15 protein-coding genes are annotated in these 15,851 nt (G+C 70.7%); 9 read left to right on the top strand and 6 right to left on the bottom strand.

All coding sequences use genetic code 11. The features are described from left to right. The first annotated feature begins 62 nt into the window (after positions 1–62). From TN53_RS16570 to TN53_RS16555, 4 genes are all read left to right on the top strand, one after another. Complete coding sequence (locus TN53_RS16570; protein ID WP_046259267.1) at positions 63–1,385, top strand: aldehyde dehydrogenase family protein; 1,323 nt, start codon at positions 63–65, stop codon at positions 1,383–1,385. A gap of 24 nt (positions 1,386–1,409) precedes the next feature. Further along, positions 1,410–2,096 carry a hypothetical protein gene (locus TN53_RS16565; RefSeq protein WP_159038133.1) on the top strand — a complete coding sequence of 229 codons (687 nt, stop codon included), beginning with the start codon at positions 1,410–1,412 and terminating at the stop codon, positions 2,094–2,096. 204 nt (positions 2,097–2,300) lie between these two features. Beyond that, complete coding sequence (locus tag TN53_RS16560) at positions 2,301–4,649, top strand: phosphoketolase (protein WP_046259265.1); 2,349 nt, start codon at positions 2,301–2,303, stop codon at positions 4,647–4,649. 57 nt (positions 4,650–4,706) lie between these two features. Further along, entirely contained in the window at positions 4,707–5,600 is an 894-nt protein-coding gene (locus tag TN53_RS16555; RefSeq protein ID WP_046259264.1) for an aldo/keto reductase, read from the top strand. An 84-nt stretch (positions 5,601–5,684) separates the two neighbouring features. Here TN53_RS16555 and TN53_RS16550 read toward each other — a convergent pair whose 3' ends face one another. After that, the gene (locus TN53_RS16550; protein WP_046259263.1) at positions 5,685–6,143 is read right to left on the bottom strand and encodes a pyridoxamine 5'-phosphate oxidase family protein; all 459 of its coding nucleotides are present in this window, start codon (positions 6,141–6,143) and stop codon (positions 5,685–5,687) included. A gap of 149 nt (positions 6,144–6,292) precedes the next feature. Here TN53_RS16550 and TN53_RS16545 point away from each other — a divergent pair, with 149 nt between their 5' ends. Beyond that, positions 6,293–6,688: a VOC family protein gene (locus tag TN53_RS16545; RefSeq protein WP_046259262.1), complete on the top strand. Its 396-nt coding sequence runs from the start codon at positions 6,293–6,295 to the stop codon at positions 6,686–6,688. A gap of 57 nt (positions 6,689–6,745) precedes the next feature. Continuing rightward, complete coding sequence (locus tag TN53_RS16540; RefSeq protein ID WP_046259261.1) at positions 6,746–7,810, top strand: adenosine deaminase; 1,065 nt, start codon at positions 6,746–6,748, stop codon at positions 7,808–7,810. Here TN53_RS16540 and TN53_RS16535 read toward each other — a convergent pair. From TN53_RS16535 to TN53_RS16525, 3 genes are all read right to left on the bottom strand, one after another. Further along, a complete protein-coding gene (locus TN53_RS16535) occupies positions 7,798–8,307 on the bottom strand; it encodes a mycothiol transferase (protein ID WP_159038132.1) in 510 nt (169 codons plus the stop codon). The genes TN53_RS16540 and TN53_RS16535 overlap by 13 nt on opposite strands. 28 nt (positions 8,308–8,335) lie before the next feature. Beyond that, positions 8,336–9,835 carry a carotenoid oxygenase family protein gene (locus TN53_RS16530; protein ID WP_046259259.1) on the bottom strand — a complete coding sequence of 500 codons (1,500 nt, stop codon included), beginning with the start codon at positions 9,833–9,835 and terminating at the stop codon, positions 8,336–8,338. A gap of 67 nt (positions 9,836–9,902) precedes the next feature. Continuing rightward, positions 9,903–10,820, bottom strand: a complete 918-nt coding sequence (locus TN53_RS16525; RefSeq protein WP_046259258.1) for a LysR family transcriptional regulator — start codon at positions 10,818–10,820, stop codon at positions 9,903–9,905. Positions 10,821–10,967: 147 nt separating this feature from the next. Between TN53_RS16525 and mgrA the strand changes: the two genes are divergently transcribed. Beyond that, the gene (mgrA, locus tag TN53_RS16520) at positions 10,968–11,963 is read left to right on the top strand and encodes an L-glyceraldehyde 3-phosphate reductase (RefSeq protein ID WP_046259257.1); all 996 of its coding nucleotides are present in this window, start codon (positions 10,968–10,970) and stop codon (positions 11,961–11,963) included. Here the strand turns inward: mgrA and TN53_RS16515 are convergent. Both TN53_RS16515 and TN53_RS16510 read right to left on the bottom strand, forming a co-directional pair. Next, positions 11,953–12,240: a DUF1905 domain-containing protein gene (locus TN53_RS16515; protein WP_046259256.1), complete on the bottom strand. Its 288-nt coding sequence runs from the start codon at positions 12,238–12,240 to the stop codon at positions 11,953–11,955. The genes mgrA and TN53_RS16515 overlap by 11 nt on opposite strands. A gap of 79 nt (positions 12,241–12,319) precedes the next feature. After that, positions 12,320–12,703, bottom strand: coding sequence for a nuclear transport factor 2 family protein (locus TN53_RS16510; RefSeq protein ID WP_046259255.1), 384 nt, complete (start codon positions 12,701–12,703; stop codon positions 12,320–12,322). Between the two features lie 345 nt (positions 12,704–13,048). Between TN53_RS16510 and TN53_RS16505 the strand changes: the two genes are divergently transcribed. Beyond that, on the top strand, positions 13,049–13,459 hold the full coding sequence (locus TN53_RS16505; RefSeq protein ID WP_046259254.1) for a hypothetical protein: 411 nt from the start codon (positions 13,049–13,051) through the stop codon (positions 13,457–13,459). 52 nt (positions 13,460–13,511) lie between these two features. Further along, positions 13,512–15,851, top strand: a complete 2,340-nt coding sequence (locus tag TN53_RS16500; RefSeq protein WP_046259253.1) for an FHA domain-containing protein — start codon at positions 13,512–13,514, stop codon at positions 15,849–15,851.

Raw genomic sequence — 15,851 nt, 5'->3', positions numbered from 1 at the left:
GGTAATTACATCCAACCGTTCGAGGCCGTGCCCAGCGGCCCGCGCAGCATCAGCGAGGCATCGTGAACCAGCCCACCCCCGAGCAGCCCGCCGACATCGTGGCCCGGCTGCGCGCCACCTTCCGCACCGGCCGCACCAAGCCCGTCGAATGGCGCACCACGCAGCTGCGTCGACTGCGCGAGATGCTCACCGAGCACGGCACCGACCTGGCCGACGCCCTCCACGCGGACCTGGGCAAGAGCGCCACCGAGGCCTACCGCACCGAGATCGACTTCGTGATCCGCGAGATCGACCACACCCTCGACCACCTCGAGGACTGGCTGCGCATCGAGTCCGCCCCGGTCCCCGCACACCTCGGCGCCGACGCCACCGCCTGGACGCAGTACGACCCGCTCGGCGTCGTCCTCGTCATCGCCCCCTGGAACTACCCGGCCCAGCTCCTGCTCGCCCCCGTGGTCGGCGCCCTGGCGTCCGGCAACGCGGTCGTGGTCAAGCCGAGCGAGATGGCCCCGGCCACCTCCGCCGTACTGGCCCGGCTCATGCCGGCGTTCCTCGACACCGAGGCCTTCGCCGTCGTCGAGGGCGGCATCCCGGAGACCACGGCCCTGCTGGCCGAGCGCTTCGACCACATCTTCTACACCGGCAACGGCGCCGTCGGCCGTATCGTCATGCGCGCCGCCGCCGAACACCTCACCCCGGTCACCCTCGAACTCGGCGGCAAGTCCCCGGCGTTCGTCGACCGGGACGCCGACCTCTCCGTCGTCGCCGACCGACTGGCCCGCGGCAAGTTCCTCAACGCGGGGCAGACCTGCGTCGCCCCCGACTACGTCCTCACCGACCCGGAGACCGCCGCCGCCCTGGAGCCCCTGTTCCGCAAGTCGGTCGAGGCCGTCTACGGCAGTGACGCCTCGGCCTCCGGCGAGTACGGCCGGATCGTCAACGAACGGCACTTCGACCGGCTGAGCGGGCTGCTCGACTCGGGCCGTGTCGTCGTGGGCGGCGCGAGCGACCGTACGACGAAGTACATCGCGCCCACCGTCCTCGCCGACGTCGACCCCGCGTCGCCCGTCATGCAGGAGGAGATCTTCGGCCCGATCCTCCCGATCGTCACCGTGCCGGACCTCGACCGGGCGATCGACTTCATCAACGACCGCGACAAGCCGCTCGCCCTGTACGTCTTCACCGCCTCCCAGGACACCCGGGACCGGCTCGCCGCCGAGACGTCCTCCGGCGGCCTCGGCTACGGCCTGCCGCTGGCCCACCTCACGGTCTCCGACCTGCCGTTCGGCGGGGTGGGAGCGAGCGGCATGGGCAACTACCACGGGCGGTACTCCATCGAGACGTTCAGCCACCGCAAGGCGGTGCTGGACAAGCCGCTGGGCTGAATCGACGTGTGCTGAACTGGAGCCATGCACACGCGTGTTGTAGGAGTGGACGTCGGGTCGGTGGCCCTCGGCCGATTCGCCTGGGCCGCCGTGGACGCACCCTCGTCGGCCCTCGCGGCCCGGGGAAGCGATCCGGACACGGCTGTCCTGGCGCTGGCCGAAGGCCTGGCGGACGGAGGGTGTGCCGCGCTCGTGCTGGAGGCGCCGATGGCCGTACCGGTCCCGGCCGGGTGGCGGGAACTGGGCCGGGCACGCGCGGGGGAGGGCAACCGCCCCTGGTCGGCCGGAGCGGGCGCCGGCGTGCTGGCCACCGGAGTGGCCCAGGCGGCATGGCTGCTCGCTCGGCTGGCGGACGTGCTCCCCGGCACGGCGGCCACCACCCGCCCGGACCGCTGGACCGCCCCGGGCGGCCCATGCCTCCTGCTCGCCGAAGCACTGGTCTCAGGGGCCGGCAAACCCGTCCCCACGGAGTCCGGACCGCACGCCGCCGACGCCGAAGCCGCCGCCCGGGCCCTGGCCGAACGGCTGCCCGACCTCGCCTCCGACGTGCACTGCGTCCCGCACCGCCCCTTCAACCTCATCGCCGCCGCCGCGCTCTGGGCCGGCCTGGACATCCCACCGGAGGAACTCCACACCGAGGTGCTGGTGGTCCGGGCCCGCCCCGATCCCGGCCGCGCGGCGTCGGCGTCACCGGCCACGCCGCCGAGGTGACCCACGTTCGAGGCCCCGCGTCGGCGGGCCGTCCGGGGCCGGGGACACCGGCCCTGAACGCCACTGGTTCCGCAGAAGGAATCCACGGCTTTCCTCCCGACGACTTTGGCCCATGAGGTCCATGCCGGGTACCCGGGAACGCGACGAAGGTGGACGGCAGACACCGTCGACCCGCACCGCGACCCCCGACCGGAAGGGAACCCCATGTCCGTCGACCCCCGCCACTCGCCCGGCGCACTCACGGACGAGGAACTGACCTCCCTGGACGCCCACTGGCGCGCCGCCAACTACCTGGCCGTCGGCCAGATCTACCTGATGGCGAACCCCCTGCTGACCGAGCCCCTGCGCCCCGAGCACATCAAGCCACGGCTGCTCGGCCACTGGGGAACCTCACCCGGGCTGAACCTCGTCCACACCCACCTCAACCGCGCCGTCAAGGCCCGCGACCTGGACGCCCTGTGCATCTGGGGCCCCGGTCACGGCGGCCCCGCCGTGCTCGCCAACGCCTGGCTGGAGGGCTCGTACAGCGAGACCTATCCGGACATCACGCGGGACGCGCAGGGCATGGCCCGCCTCTTCGAACAGTTCTCGTTCCCCGGCGGGGTGCCGAGCCATGTCGCCCCCGAGACCCCCGGTTCGATCCACGAGGGCGGTGAGCTCGGCTACTCCCTCTCGCACGCCTACGGAGCCGCGCTCGACAACCCCGGTCTGGTGGTCGCCTGCGTCATAGGCGACGGCGAGGCCGAGACGGGCCCACTGGCCGCGTCCTGGCACTCCAACAAGTTCCTCGACCCCGAACACGACGGGGCCGTCCTGCCGATCCTGCACCTCAACGGCTACAAGATCGCCAACCCGACGGTGCTCGCCCGCATCCCCGAGGACGAACTCGACGCCCTCCTGCGCGGATACGGCCACGAACCCCTCCACGTCACCGGCGACGACCCGGCCACCGTCCACCGCGCCATGGCCCACGCCCTGGACACCGCGCTCGACCGCATCGCCGAGCACGGCCGGCCACCGATGATCGTGCTGCGCACCCCCAAGGGCTGGACCGGCCCCGCCGAGGTCGACGGCCTCCCGGTGGAAGGCACCTGGCGTGCCCATCAAGTCCCCCTGGCCGCCGTCCGCGACAACCCCGACCACCTGCGGCAGCTGGAGCAGTGGCTGCGCTCGTACCGCCCCGAGGACCTGTTCGAGGAGGACGGCGGCCCGAAGCCTCACGTCCTGGCATGCGTCCCCGAAGGCAAGCGCCGACTCGGCGCCACCCCCCACGCCAACGGCGGCCTGCTCCTGCGCTCCCTGCCCCTGCCGCCCCTCGAACGGTTCGCGGTCCCCGTCGACAAACCCGGCGCCACCCTCCATGAACCCACCCGCGTCCTGGGCGAGTTGCTCGAGGACGTCATGCGGGCCACCGCCGACCGGCGCGACTTCCGCATCGTCGGCCCCGACGAGACCGAGTCCAACCGTCTCCAGGCCGTCTACGCCGCCACCGGCAAGGCCTGGCAGGCCGCCACCCTGGACGTCGACGAACACCTGGACCGGCACGGCCGGGTGATGGAGATCCTCTCCGAACACACCTGCCAGGGCTGGCTGGAGGGCTACCTCCTCACGGGCCGGCACGGACTCTTCTCCTGCTACGAAGCCTTCGCCCACATCGTCGACTCGATGGTCAACCAGCACATCAAATGGCTGCGGGTCACCCGCCGACTGCCCTGGCGCGCTCCCATCGCCTCCCTCAACTACCTGCTGACCTCGCACGTCTGGCGCCAGGACCACAACGGTTTCTCCCACCAGGACCCCGGCTTCGTCGACCACATCCTCAACAAGAGCCCCGAAGTGGTGCGCGTCTACTTCCCGCCGGATGCCAACACCCTGCTCTCCGTCACCGACCACGCGCTGCGCAGCCGCGACTACGTCAACGTGATCGTCGCCGGCAAACAGCCCTGCTACGACTGGCTGTCGATGGAGCAGGCCAAGGCGCACTGCGCCCGCGGCGCCGGCATCTGGGAGTGGGCCGGCACGGAGAACGGCGACCGCGAACCGGACGTGGTCCTGGCGGCCGCAGGCGACGTCCCGACCCAGGAGGTGCTGGCCGCCGCCCAGTTGCTCCGCCGCCACCTGCCACGGCTCGCCGTACGCGTCGTCAACGTCGTCGACATCGCACGGCTCATGCCGAGCGACGAACACCCGCACGGGGTGAGCGACTTCGAGTACGACGGCCTGTTCACCACCGACCGGCCGGTGATCTTCGCGTACCACGGCTATCCCTGGCTCATCCACCGTCTGGCCTACCGCCGCGACGGCCACCCGCATCTCCATGTCCGCGGATACAAGGAGATCGGCACCACGACCACGCCCTTCGACATGGTCGTCCGCAACGACCTCGACCGCTACCGCCTGGTCATGGACGTCATCGACCGCGTCCCCGGTCTCGCCGTGCGCGCCGCTCCCGTACGACAGCAGATGGAGGACGCCCGACTGCGCCACCACGCATGGATCCGCGAACACGGCACGGATCTGCCGGAGGTGGCGGACTGGACCTGGGACGGATGATTCATATGTCCGTAAAGGGACCACGTCCCCCGGCGGTCCCTGTGTGACACTCCGCTGATGACCTCCGAAACGATCACCGCGGATGCCGCGGGCACCTGGAAACTGGGCGACCTGCCCGTCAACCGCCTCGGCCTCGGCGCGATGCGGCTGACGGGCAGCGCGGCCTTCCACCACGGGACGCCGAGCGACCGGCAACGCTCGATCGCCGTACTGCACAAGGCGATCGAGGTCGGCGTCGATCACATCGACACGGCGGCCTTCTACTTCTCGTCCCTGCGCTCCGCCAACGAACTGATCAACACCGCGCTGGCCCCGTACCCCGACGACCTGGTCGTCGCCGTCAAGGTCGGCCCCTTCCGCGACCACGCGGGGGAGTGGGGCACCTCGGCCCGCCCCGAGGACCTCCGCGGCCATGTCGAGGAGAACCTGCGCCAGCTGGGCCGGGACCACCTGGACCTGGTGTATCTGCGCCGCATGAAACAGGAATCCATCGCCGAGCACTTCGGCGCCCTGGCCGAACTGCGCGAGGCCGGACTGATCCGCCACCTGGGCATCTCGTCCGTGAAACCCCGCCACCTCGCCGAGGCCCAGGCCATCGCCCCCGTGGTGAGCGTCCAGAACCGCTACGCCCTGGACCACCCCGACGAACTCCTGCGCATCTGCGGCGAGCAGGGCATCGCGTACGTCCCGTTCTACGCGGTGGCGGGCACGGTGGGGGAACAGGGCGCGACCACGAACCACGACGAGGAGGTGCTCTCCATCGCCCGGGCGCACGGTGCGAGCCCCGCGCAGATCCGTATCGCCTGGACGCTGCACCAGGGCCCGCACGTGCTGGCCATTCCCGGCACCGGAAACCCCGACCACCTCGTCGACAACGTGGCGGCCGGCGCGATCCAGCTGACCGACGACGAGCTGACCCGCCTCAACTCGGCGCACACCAAGGCAGGTTGATCAGCCGGCGCCGCACATCGAACCACCGGGAGCTACTCCCAGGTGACACCCGTGCGGGACGGGAGGACATCTCCGGGCGGGGCCTTACACGACCCATTCCCCGTCCCGCATGACGTGCCGTTTCGGCAGCTCCCGCACCTCGTGCCACGCCTGCACCGCGTACGGTCGCACCTCGAAGAAGGCGTACGACGGGCTGTCCTCCCGCGGATCCCAGCCGTGCTTGGCGAGGAACGCGGCAGCCGCCTCGGACGGTACCTCCTGGAGGGTGTACGTCTCCACGGAGCCGTCGACCAGAACCACGTCCCGGGTGTCCGCGAACGCCAGCCGCGCCCGGCGGCCGTCCCGCAGATTGCGGCCGGTCGGGTTCGTCAGCCGGGTCGCCAGCCATACGGCCCCGGCGTGCCAGACGAACCAGAGCGGGACCATGCACGGCAGCCCGTCGTCGTCCGCCGAGGCCACCCAGATGTCGCTCTCCCGGTCCAGTCGGGCCAGCACGTCTCGCTTGCGCTCCTCGGCATCGCGCGGAGGGTTGTCGATCTTCATTACCCGGACGGTAGTGACCGGCGGCCTGCCCCGCCTCGGTCCAGGGGTCCCCTCCGGCTCGGACGTCCGCCCTAGGTCCGAGCCGGACTGGCGTCCGCCACGTTTTACGTATAACCTCTTCCGCTAACCCCGCCCTCCGAAAGGCCCCGATGAGACGCGTCGCCCTGGTCACCCTCGTCGTCGACGACTACGACGAGGCGATCCGCTTCTACACCGAGGCCCTCGGCTTCCGGCTCGCCGAGGACGCCCCGCGCCCCGACGGCTCCCGCTGGGTCGTCGTGGAGCCGGGGTCGGGACAGGGCGGGGGCACGGGCCTGCTCCTCGCCCGCGCCAAGAGTGAGGCCCAGCGCGGCCGGGTCGGCGACCAGACCGGCGGACGCGTCGGCTTCTTCCTGCACACCGACGACTTCGCCCGCGACCACGCCCGGATGACCGCCGCCGGCGTGACCTTCCTGGAGGAGCCGCGCCACGAGCCCTACGGCTCGGTCGCCGTCTTCCAGGACCTTTACGGCAACCGCTGGGACCTGCTCCAGCCCGCCGACTGACCACCGCACCGCATCTGCCGCACCGCCCCGCCCAGCACTGCCAAGGAAAGATCCATCATGACTGCTACGCGCGTAGACCTCGATGCCATCCGCCGGCTGCCCAAGGCCGTGCTGCACGACCACCTCGACGGCGGCCTGCGCCCCGCCACCGTGGTGGAGCTCGCGGCGGCGGTCGGCCACACCCTGCCCACCACCGACCCGGACGAGCTGGCCGCCTGGTACTTCGACGCCGCGAACTCCGGCGACCTGGTGCGTTACATAGCCACCTTCGAGCACACCCTCGCCGTGATGCAGACCCGCGAGGGCCTGCTGCGCACCGCCGAGGAGTACGTCCTCGACCTGGCCGCGGACGGTGTCGTGTACGCCGAGGTGCGCTACGCCCCCGAGCTGAACACCAAGGGCGGACTCGCCATGAGCGAGGTCGTGGAGACCGTTCAGGAGGGGCTCGCGGCCGGCATGGCCAAGGCGGCCGCCGCCGGCACCCCGGTCCGGGTCGGCACCCTGCTGTGCGGCATGCGGATGTTCGACCGCGTCCGCGAGGCCGCCGACCTGGCCGTCGCCTTCCGCGACGCGGGCGTCGTCGGCTTCGACATCGCCGGCGCCGAGGACGGCTTTCCGCCCGCCGACCACCTCGCCGCCTTCGAGCACCTGCGCCGCGAGAACGTCCCGTTCACCATCCACGCCGGCGAGGCCCATGGCCTGCCCAGCATCCACCAGGCCCTCCAGGTCTGCGGCGCCCAGCGCATCGGCCACGGCGTCCGTATCACCGAGGACATCGTGGACGGCAAGCTCGGCCGTCTCGCGGGCTGGGTGCGCGACCGTCGTGTGGCCCTGGAGATGTGCCCCACCTCCAACCTCCAGACCGGTGCCGCCACCTCGATCGCCGAGCACCCGATCACGGCCCTGAAGGACCTCGGCTTCCGTGTCACCCTCAACACCGACAACCGTCTGGTGTCCGGCACGACGATGACCCGCGAGATGTCCCTGCTGGTCGAGGAGGCGGGCTGGAGTGTCGAGGACCTGCGCACGGTCACGGTGAACGCCCTCAAGAGCGCGTTCATCCCGTTCGACGAGCGCAAGGCCCTCATCGAGGACGTCGTCCTGCCGGGTTACGCGCTCTGACGCAGCCCCCGGAGGTAGGCGGCCTGTCCGACGTGCTCCAGATCGTCGGACAGGACGCTGACCAGCCGGACGCCGAGGGTGACCGGCGGATCCCAGTTCGTGTCCACGACACGATCCAGGTCCGCCGCTGTCACCCCGTGCAGCGCCTCCAGACTCTGTGCGTGGACGGCGTCGTAATAGCCGGTCAGCAGCTCGGGGGAGTCGACCCGCACCTTCGCGACCTGCGCGGAGGTGTGACCGTACCCGTGGTCGCGGGGCGGCAGGTCGAGGCCGAAGCGTTTCTCCCACTCCTGGGTCAGCCACACCTGGTCGAGAGCGAAGGCGTCGGCCAGGTGGTCGTCCTGGATTCGGGTGAGGTGCCAGACCAGCCAGGTGATGGAGTTGGCGTCGGGGCCAAGGCGATGGTTGAGGTCGTCGGGGGTCAGGCCCTCGACGGCGGCATGGACTTCTTCCTGGATGCGGCTGAAACCGTCGATGAGGATGTCCTTTGCATGCATACCGTCCACCATCGCGCACCCGGGCGCCTCACGCGTCCGGAATCCAGCTCCCGTGGAACCCCAGCGGCACCCGGCCCGGCAGATGGATCCGGGCGACCGGCTCGCCGGTGAAGTCCTGTGCGGCGAGAATCAGCAGGTCGGACGCTCCGAGATCGGGATTGTGGACGTAGGCGATCGCGTACCCGTCGTCCTCGGCCGCACTGTGTTCGCGCGGGACGAACACGGCCTCGCTCGCGGCCGCTCCGCGCGGCAGCCGGTGGACCTGGGTCGTGCCGCGCAACAGGTCCTGCTTGATGAGCGCGTTGCTGAACGCTCGGTCGGGCGGATTGCCGTCGACCGCCATGTAGGCCACCGCCATCTCCGCGGACGCCGCCGAGTAGCCGTAGCGGTGCCTGCGGGAGACCAGGGCCTCGTTCACGCGCGGGAATTCCTGCGGGCGGTCGTCGAGGGTCCTGGTGCGCACCCGGCCGTGGCGCAGGTCGATCGTCCAGCGGTCGAGCCTGGGGGTGCCCGCGCTGTAGGGGCCGCCGGAGCCGTTGCCGGCGACGAGGAAGGGGGCGTCGAAGTTCGTCGTGTCGATGACGATGTCCGTGCCCTCCTCGTAGGCGTTGAGGGTGTGCGAGTAGTAGACCGGGTCGACCTCGAACCAGCGGACCGCACCGCCCTTGCGCGGCAGTACTCCGACCCGGGCCGGGTGCTTGTCGTTCCAGACGTACGGGACGATGTCGCCGCGCTCGGCGGCCGCCGGGTCGAAGGTGACCGGCATGTCGAGGATGATCACGTGATGCTCGGTGAGCGCGAAGTCGTGGATCATCGGCGCGTCCGCCACCGGGATCCTGGTGGTGCGTGAGACCCGGCCCGTCGGGTCCACGACCAGGTGCCGGACATGGTCCCAGGTCGGGTAGTAGGCGATGGCGTGCAGTTCACCGGCGTGCACGTCGAACTTGGTGTGCGCGGTGAGCGGACCCTTCAGGGTGCCCCGGAAGTCGTACGTACCCACGGTGTTGAGCTCGTCGTCGAGTTCGTACGGCAGCGGCCCGCTCTCCTGGAGCGTGAGGATCCGCCCCCGGTAGGGGATCACATGGGTGTTGCACGGGAAGTCGTCCGGTGGCACCGGCCGCGGGTAGGGCTCGCCCAGTTTCCTCGCCACCTGGGAGGAGCGCACCCAGCGGTTGCGGTACCACTCGGCGCGGCCGTCGCGCAGCCGGACGCCGTGCACCATGCCGTCGCCGAGCATCCAGTGATGGGCGCGCGGGTCCTCCAGGCCCAGGACATTGGGGCCGTTGCGCAGATAGCGGCCGTTCAGGTCGTGGGGGATGCGGCCGGTGACCGGCAGGTCGAAGGCCGTCAGTTCCTCCGTGACAGGCTCGAACGCGCCCTCCAGGAAGGGGAAGCGCCGCGAGGTGGACGCCTGGGGAGCCGCGGCGGCCGCACGCGGTCCCGCCCCCGCTCCCGTGCCCACCAGCCCGCCCGCCGCCGCGATCGCCGCCGCGCCGCGCAGTACGTTCCGTCGTGTGTGGTCCGTCATTTCCCGTACTCCTGACCGCAGTTGTCGTGAGGGACGGTCACGAGTCTGCGGTGGGAGACGGGCCGGGTCAGGAGGGGTGGGCCCCGTCCGGGGGTGTACCTACGCCCCCTGTTTCCAGCAGTTCCATCAGTGCCCGGGCCGCCGGGCTGGTGGCCTGCTCGGGCGGCAGCAGGGCGACCGTCTCGTACACGGTCTCGCCGGTGCCCTTCACGGGCAGCGCGGTCAGCGACGGGCGCTTGTGACGGAAGTGGCGCGGTACGACGGCGACGCCCAGGTTCTCGTCCACCAGGTCCAGGAGGCTGTGCACGTCGTTCACCTCCAGCGCGACCGCCCGCCGTACGCCCGCGGCGGCGAACGCGGCGTCGGTGGTGCGGCGCGGGCCCCAGTCCGGGTGGAAGTCGACGAAGACCTCGCCGCCCAGATCCTCCGGAGTCACGGCCGCGCCGACGCGCGCGAGCCGGTGGTCGGGGTGGCACAGGACGGTCATCGGCTCACCGGCCAGCGGTACGACCCGCAGCTGGTCGGTGTCCTCCTGCGCGGTCCGCACCGCGAAGGCCAGATCGAGGCGCCCGGCCGCGACCTCCTCCACGAGCGCGCCCGAGCCTGCCTGCCGCAGACAGATCTCCACATCCGGGTGCCGTCGCCGGAACGTGGCGAGCAGGCCGGCCACATGCACCCCCGCGATGCACTGCTCCGACCCGAGCGCGAGCATCCCGCGCAGCACCCCCTGGACCGCGGCGACCGCCTCATGGGCCGCCCGCACCTGCGCGAGGATGCGCTCGGCCTCACCCAGCAGCGCCCGGCCCGCCGGGGTGAGCGTCACCCGTCGGGTGGTCCGCACGAACAGCGGCGTCTGCAGCTCCCGCTCCAGCGCCCGGATGGAGGCCGACAGACCCGACTGGGACACCAGCAGTCGCTCGGCGGCCCGGGTGAAGTGCTGGTCCTCGGCGACCGCGACGAAGTGCTGGAGATGTCGGAGTTCCATGACTGAGAAGCGTATCCGCTTAATTCCATCGGATTCTTCTGTTGGACGAATGCCCCCAGGTCGCGAAAGAGTGGACGGCGGTAGTGGACAGCGGTTCTCAGGAAACCGTGGTTCTCAGGAAACCGTGCCAACCCCTCTGGAGTCGCGTTGTACACCGCACACCCCGACCGCTACACGGACATGCCCTACCGGCGCACCGGCCGCAGCGGCCTGAAGCTTCCCGCGATCTCGCTGGGCCTGTGGCACAACTTCGGCCCGGCGGACCGCACCGTCGAGACGCAGCGCGCGATCCTGCGCCGCAGCTTCGACCTCGGGGTCACCCACTTCGACCTGGCCAACAACTACGGCCCGCCGCCCGGTGCCGCCGAGTCCGCCTTCGGTGAGGCCCTGAAGTCCGATCTCGCCGCCTACCGCGACGAGCTGATCATCTCCACCAAGGCCGGCTACCTGATGTGGCCCGGCCCGTACGGCGAGTGGGGCTCCCGCAAGTACCTGCTGTCCTCGCTGGACCAGAGCCTGACCCGGATGGGCCTGGACTACGTCGACGTCTTCTACTCGCACCGCCCGGACCCCGAGACTCCGCTGGAGGAGACGATGGGCGCCCTGCACTCGGCCGTGCAGCAGGGCAAGGCGCTCTACGTCGGCGTCTCCAACTACTCCGCGGAGCAGACCCGCGAGGCCGCCCGTATCCTCGGCGAGCTCGGCACCCCGCTCCTCATCCACCAGCCGCGCTACTCGATGCTCGACCGGCGCCCCGAGGACGGGGGTCTCCTGGACGCCCTGGACGAGCTCCAGGTCGGTTCGATCGTCTTCTCCCCGCTGGAGCAGGGCATGCTCACCGGGCGCTACCTCGACGGCATCCCGGAGGACTCGCGGGCCGCGAGCGACAGCCCGTTCCTGAACTCCGACGCGCTCACCGAGGACCTGGTCGCCCAGCTGCGCGAGCTGAACGACATCGCCCAGTCCCGCGGCCAGACCCTGGCCCAGCTGGCCCTGGCCTGGGTCCTGCGCGGCGGCCGGGTGACCTCCGCCCTCGTCGGCGCGAGCAGCCCGCAGCAGATCGAGGACAGTGTCGGCACCATCCGCAACCTCGACTTCGACGCGGACGAGCTGGCCCGGATCGACGCCGTGCTCAAGAAGTAAGCCGCTCCTGGAGGCGGACGGTCACCGTGTCGCCCGCCTCCTTCCCGATGGCCCTGCGCACCTCGGCCTTCACGGGCAGCTTGTGCCTGCCGTCGCCCAGGGCCATGAAGGAGCTCCGGAACGGGTGCCCGTCGATCGTGCCGCGCACCTTGACCAGCCCGCGGGTGCCGAAGAACGCGACGGACTCGGGCCACACGAGATAGGTCCAGCCCCCTTCGGCGGGGCTCTTGACCAGCTCGGCGGTGAAGTGCCGGTCCAGTTTCCCGGTCGTACTCATGGCGGCCGCCTTTCGCTCACGGTGGTCTCCCGTTCAGGAGACCTCCCGTTCAAGAGACCCTCGCGAGCGCGAAAACTCATCACGCCCCGGCGGGCACCCGGTCCAGAAATCCGAACACCGACCGGATACGGCCCTTCTCGTCCAGCGTGATCACGTCGAAGCCGGCGACGGGTGCGCTTCCGTCGGCCTCGTTCACCAGCTCCCAGGAGAAGCGCGCGGTGTCGTGATGAGCGTCCACGACCGCCGTGGGGTAGAAGACGAACCCCGGGAACTGCTCGTGCGCCGCCGCGATCACCGCGGCGATCTGCTCATGGCCGCCCACGTCGGTCAGCGGGTCGGTGTAGGTGCCGTCCGGCGCCCAGGCGGCAGCCACCGCTTTGGCCAGCGTCTCGTGATCGACGGCGTTCCAGGCCTCGAAATAGCGGGCGACGGCACTCTCGTAACGGTCGGTGTTGGCGGGCATGCGAAATCAGCCTCCGTCAAGGTCGTATCTGCTGGTCAGGACCGGATCCCGGTCGTGGTGACCCGGTACCGCAACCTTGCCCGCAGTGCGGCGGAGCGTCGATTACTCCTGGGGTAATGCCGACGTCGCAGGATTTCGGCCAACTCCCCCCGTGAATATGCCAGGAGAGTGGCCGGAAAGTCGTGGTGACAGTGTTTCAGTAGTGAACATACTCAACTGACAGGGCATTCACATCCAGCGAGGATGCCATCACACACCGCACATGAGCCGCGGTACCCGCGAGCACGAGAGCCGCACCGAAAGCGAGGCAAGCCGAGAGGCGCACTACGCACCGGGGGAGTGAACGTGCACGACGAATTCCTGTGCCATGTCACCGCGTACGGAACGTGCGAGGGGAAACGTATCGGCGTACCCCTGGGCAGTTATCGGGCCCCGACCCTCGCCCTGGCGCTTTGGTGGCTGCGCGACCGGGCCGCCTGGATCGCCGAGCGGCTCGACCCGCAGCCCGACGCCGAGCACTTACCTTCGGGCGCTCTCGTCCCGGTCGCCGACACCGTGCCCGATGTGCCCGCCGTGCTGCGCGCGTGGTGTGGGGACGACGCCCAACAGGAGCTGGTCGCCGAGGAGTTGGCGGCCGGACGGCTGATCCGGATCGCCACCTGCGACGAGACCACCGAGTACGAGCTGCTCGCCGAGTCGGTGGACGCCCTGCGGATGCAGCGGACGATTCCGGCGCTGGTCGTGTCCGTGGGCTGAGCCCCTGAGCCGACGCCGGGCGCACATCTGGACGAATCGGTAGAATTTCGGCATGGCAGAGCGGCTGAACACGCCGACCGCGCCTGAACTCGTCCTGGAGACCGAGACGGGCTCCACGGTGATGAGTCCGGGCCGCGACTACCACGTCGGGCGCGATCCCTTGAGTGACATCGTGATCGACGATGCCCGGGTCTCGTGGCACCACGCGGTGCTGCGGCCCGAGGCCGACCACTGGACGCTGGAGGACGAGCACAGCACGAACGGCACCTACGCCGACGGCCGCCGGGTCGACGAGTGGAGTGTCGGCCCCGGCAGCGTGATCCGCTTCGGTAGCCCCGCCGACGGCCCCAGGGCGGTGCTGACCAGTACCGCACCGGCCCCCCGGGAACGCCCCTCGGCGGTGTCCATGCCCGCGCTGACCGGCACCTTCCGACAGCCCACCACCGTCCGTCCGCTGCCCTCCCGTACCGTCCGCATCGGCCGCGCCGCCGACAACGACCTGGTCATCGACGACCTGGTCGTCTCCCGCCGGCACGCCGAACTGCGCGCCCACCCCGACGGGACGTACGAGATCGTCGACCTGGGCAGCCACAACGGCACCTACCTCAACGGCGGCCCCGTCACCCGCGCCCAGCTCGGCCCCGGCGATGTCGTCGGCATCGGCCACTCGGCGTTCTGCCTGGTCGGCGACGAGCTCCAGGAGTACGTCGACACCGGCGAGGTCTCCCTCGACGTACAGGATCTGAGCGTCGCCGTCGACCACGGCCGCAAGACGCTCCTCGAGCATGTGTCGTTCCCGGTGGGGGAGAAGTGCCTGCTCGCGGTCGTCGGCCCGAGCGGCGCGGGCAAGTCCACCCTCCTGGGTGCGCTCACCGGGCAGCGCCCCGCCGACCACGGCACGGTCCTGTACGACGGCCGCGACCTGTACCGCGACTACGCCGAGCTGCGCCAGCGCATCGGCCTCGTCCCGCAGGACGACATCCTGCACGCCCAGCTCACCGTCCGCGCCGCCCTGTCCTACGCCGCCGAACTGCGCTTCCCGCAGGACACCGCCAAGGCCGAGCGGCAGGCCAGGGTCGAGGAGGTCATCCGCGAACTGGGCCTGGAACAGCGCGCCGACCAGCCCGTGCACAGCCTCTCCGGCGGTCAGCGCAAGCGTGTCAGCGTCGCCCTGGAGCTGCTGACCAAGCCCTCACTCCTCTTCCTCGACGAGCCGACCTCGGGCCTCGACCCCGGCATGGACCGCTCGGTGATGCACATGCTGCGCGGCCTCGCCGACGACGGCCGCACCGTCATCGTCGTCACCCACAGCGTCCTCAGCCTCGACGTCTGCGACCGGCTCCTCGTCCTCGCCCCCGGCGGGAAGATCGCCTACTACGGCCCGCCCGAGGACACCCTCGCCTACTTCGGCTACGAGCAGTGGCCGGAGGCCTTCGAGGCCTTCGAGCGGGACCAGGGCCGGGACTGGGCCGGAGAGTTCCGCACCTCGTCCCTCCACCGGCAGTACGTCTCCGAGGCGACCGGGCAGCCCCGGGTGTCCAGGTCCGGACCGGTCGTCATCGCCCCACCGCCCAGGCCCCGCAGCCGGGGCGCCCAGCTCGGCACCCTGATCCGCCGTTACGCCACGGCACTCGCTGCCGACCGCACCTTCCTGGTCATCATGATCGCCCTGCCGTTCGTGATGGGCGCGATGGCCCGCGCCCTGGCCGGCAGCAAGCTGACGCAGGAGACGGCGATGAACGCGCTGCTGATCCTGTGCGTCGGCGGCGTACTCACGGGGGCGGCCAACGCTGTGCGCGAGCTGGTCAAGGAACGCGTGATCTATCAGCGGGAGCGGGCCGTGGGCCTGTCCAGATCGGCGTACCTGCTCTCCAAGGTCGTCGTCCTCGGCACGATCACCGTGCTCCAGGCGGTCGTGCTGACCCTGGTCGCCCTGTTCGGCGTCGACCTCAACGCGCCGGGCGGCGAAGGCGTGCTGATGCCGCCCCTTGTCGAGATCACCGTCGCCGTCGCCCTGCTGGCGTTCACGGCGATGATGCTCGGTCTGCTGGTCTCCGCGCTGGTGCGCAAGGAGGAGGTGACGATGCCGCTGCTTGTGCTGCTCGCCATCGTCCAGGTGGTCTTCTGCGGCGCCCTGCTGAAACTCGACGGCGTACCCGGCCTGGAGCAGCTGTCCTGGCTGGTGCCCTCGCGCTGGGCGCTCGGTGCGATGGCCGGCACCGTCGGGCTCGCCCGGATCGTGCCCGGCGAACTGACCGGCGACCCGCTGTTCCGGCACTCGGCGGGGGTGTGGCTGCTCAATGTGGCCATGCTCGTCGTGCTGTCGGCTCTCTTCGGCTACGTCGTGTCCCGGCTGCTGCGCCGGCACGAGCCGGCCGTACTGCGGAAGTAG

Source organism: Streptomyces sp. WM6386, from assembly GCF_000972385.1.
Lineage (GTDB): Bacteria > Actinomycetota > Actinomycetes > Streptomycetales > Streptomycetaceae > Streptomyces.
Note: the sequence above shows the minus strand (reverse complement) of the source record. Positions and strands in the feature narration are given on the sequence as shown.

Excerpts from the sequence above, each read along its gene's own strand:
- TN53_RS16565 (WP_159038133.1), top strand. The coding sequence starts at position 1,410 with ATGCACACGCGTGTTGTAGGAGTGGACGTCGGGTCGGTGGCCCTCGGC.
- TN53_RS16560 (WP_046259265.1), top strand. The coding sequence starts at position 2,301 with ATGTCCGTCGACCCCCGCCACTCGCCCGGCGCACTCACGGACGAGGAA.
- TN53_RS16555 (WP_046259264.1), top strand. The coding sequence starts at position 4,707 with ATGACCTCCGAAACGATCACCGCGGATGCCGCGGGCACCTGGAAACTG.
- TN53_RS16550 (WP_046259263.1), bottom strand. The coding sequence starts at position 6,143 with ATGAAGATCGACAACCCTCCGCGCGATGCCGAGGAGCGCAAGCGAGAC.
- TN53_RS16545 (WP_046259262.1), top strand. The coding sequence starts at position 6,293 with ATGAGACGCGTCGCCCTGGTCACCCTCGTCGTCGACGACTACGACGAG.
- TN53_RS16540 (WP_046259261.1), top strand. The coding sequence starts at position 6,746 with ATGACTGCTACGCGCGTAGACCTCGATGCCATCCGCCGGCTGCCCAAG.
- TN53_RS16535 (WP_159038132.1), bottom strand. The coding sequence starts at position 8,307 with ATGCATGCAAAGGACATCCTCATCGACGGTTTCAGCCGCATCCAGGAA.
- TN53_RS16530 (WP_046259259.1), bottom strand. The coding sequence starts at position 9,835 with ATGACGGACCACACACGACGGAACGTACTGCGCGGCGCGGCGGCGATC.
- TN53_RS16525 (WP_046259258.1), bottom strand. The coding sequence starts at position 10,820 with ATGGAACTCCGACATCTCCAGCACTTCGTCGCGGTCGCCGAGGACCAG.
- TN53_RS16515 (WP_046259256.1), bottom strand. The coding sequence starts at position 12,240 with ATGAGTACGACCGGGAAACTGGACCGGCACTTCACCGCCGAGCTGGTC.
- TN53_RS16510 (WP_046259255.1), bottom strand. The coding sequence starts at position 12,703 with ATGCCCGCCAACACCGACCGTTACGAGAGTGCCGTCGCCCGCTATTTC.
- TN53_RS16500 (WP_046259253.1), top strand. The coding sequence starts at position 13,512 with ATGGCAGAGCGGCTGAACACGCCGACCGCGCCTGAACTCGTCCTGGAG.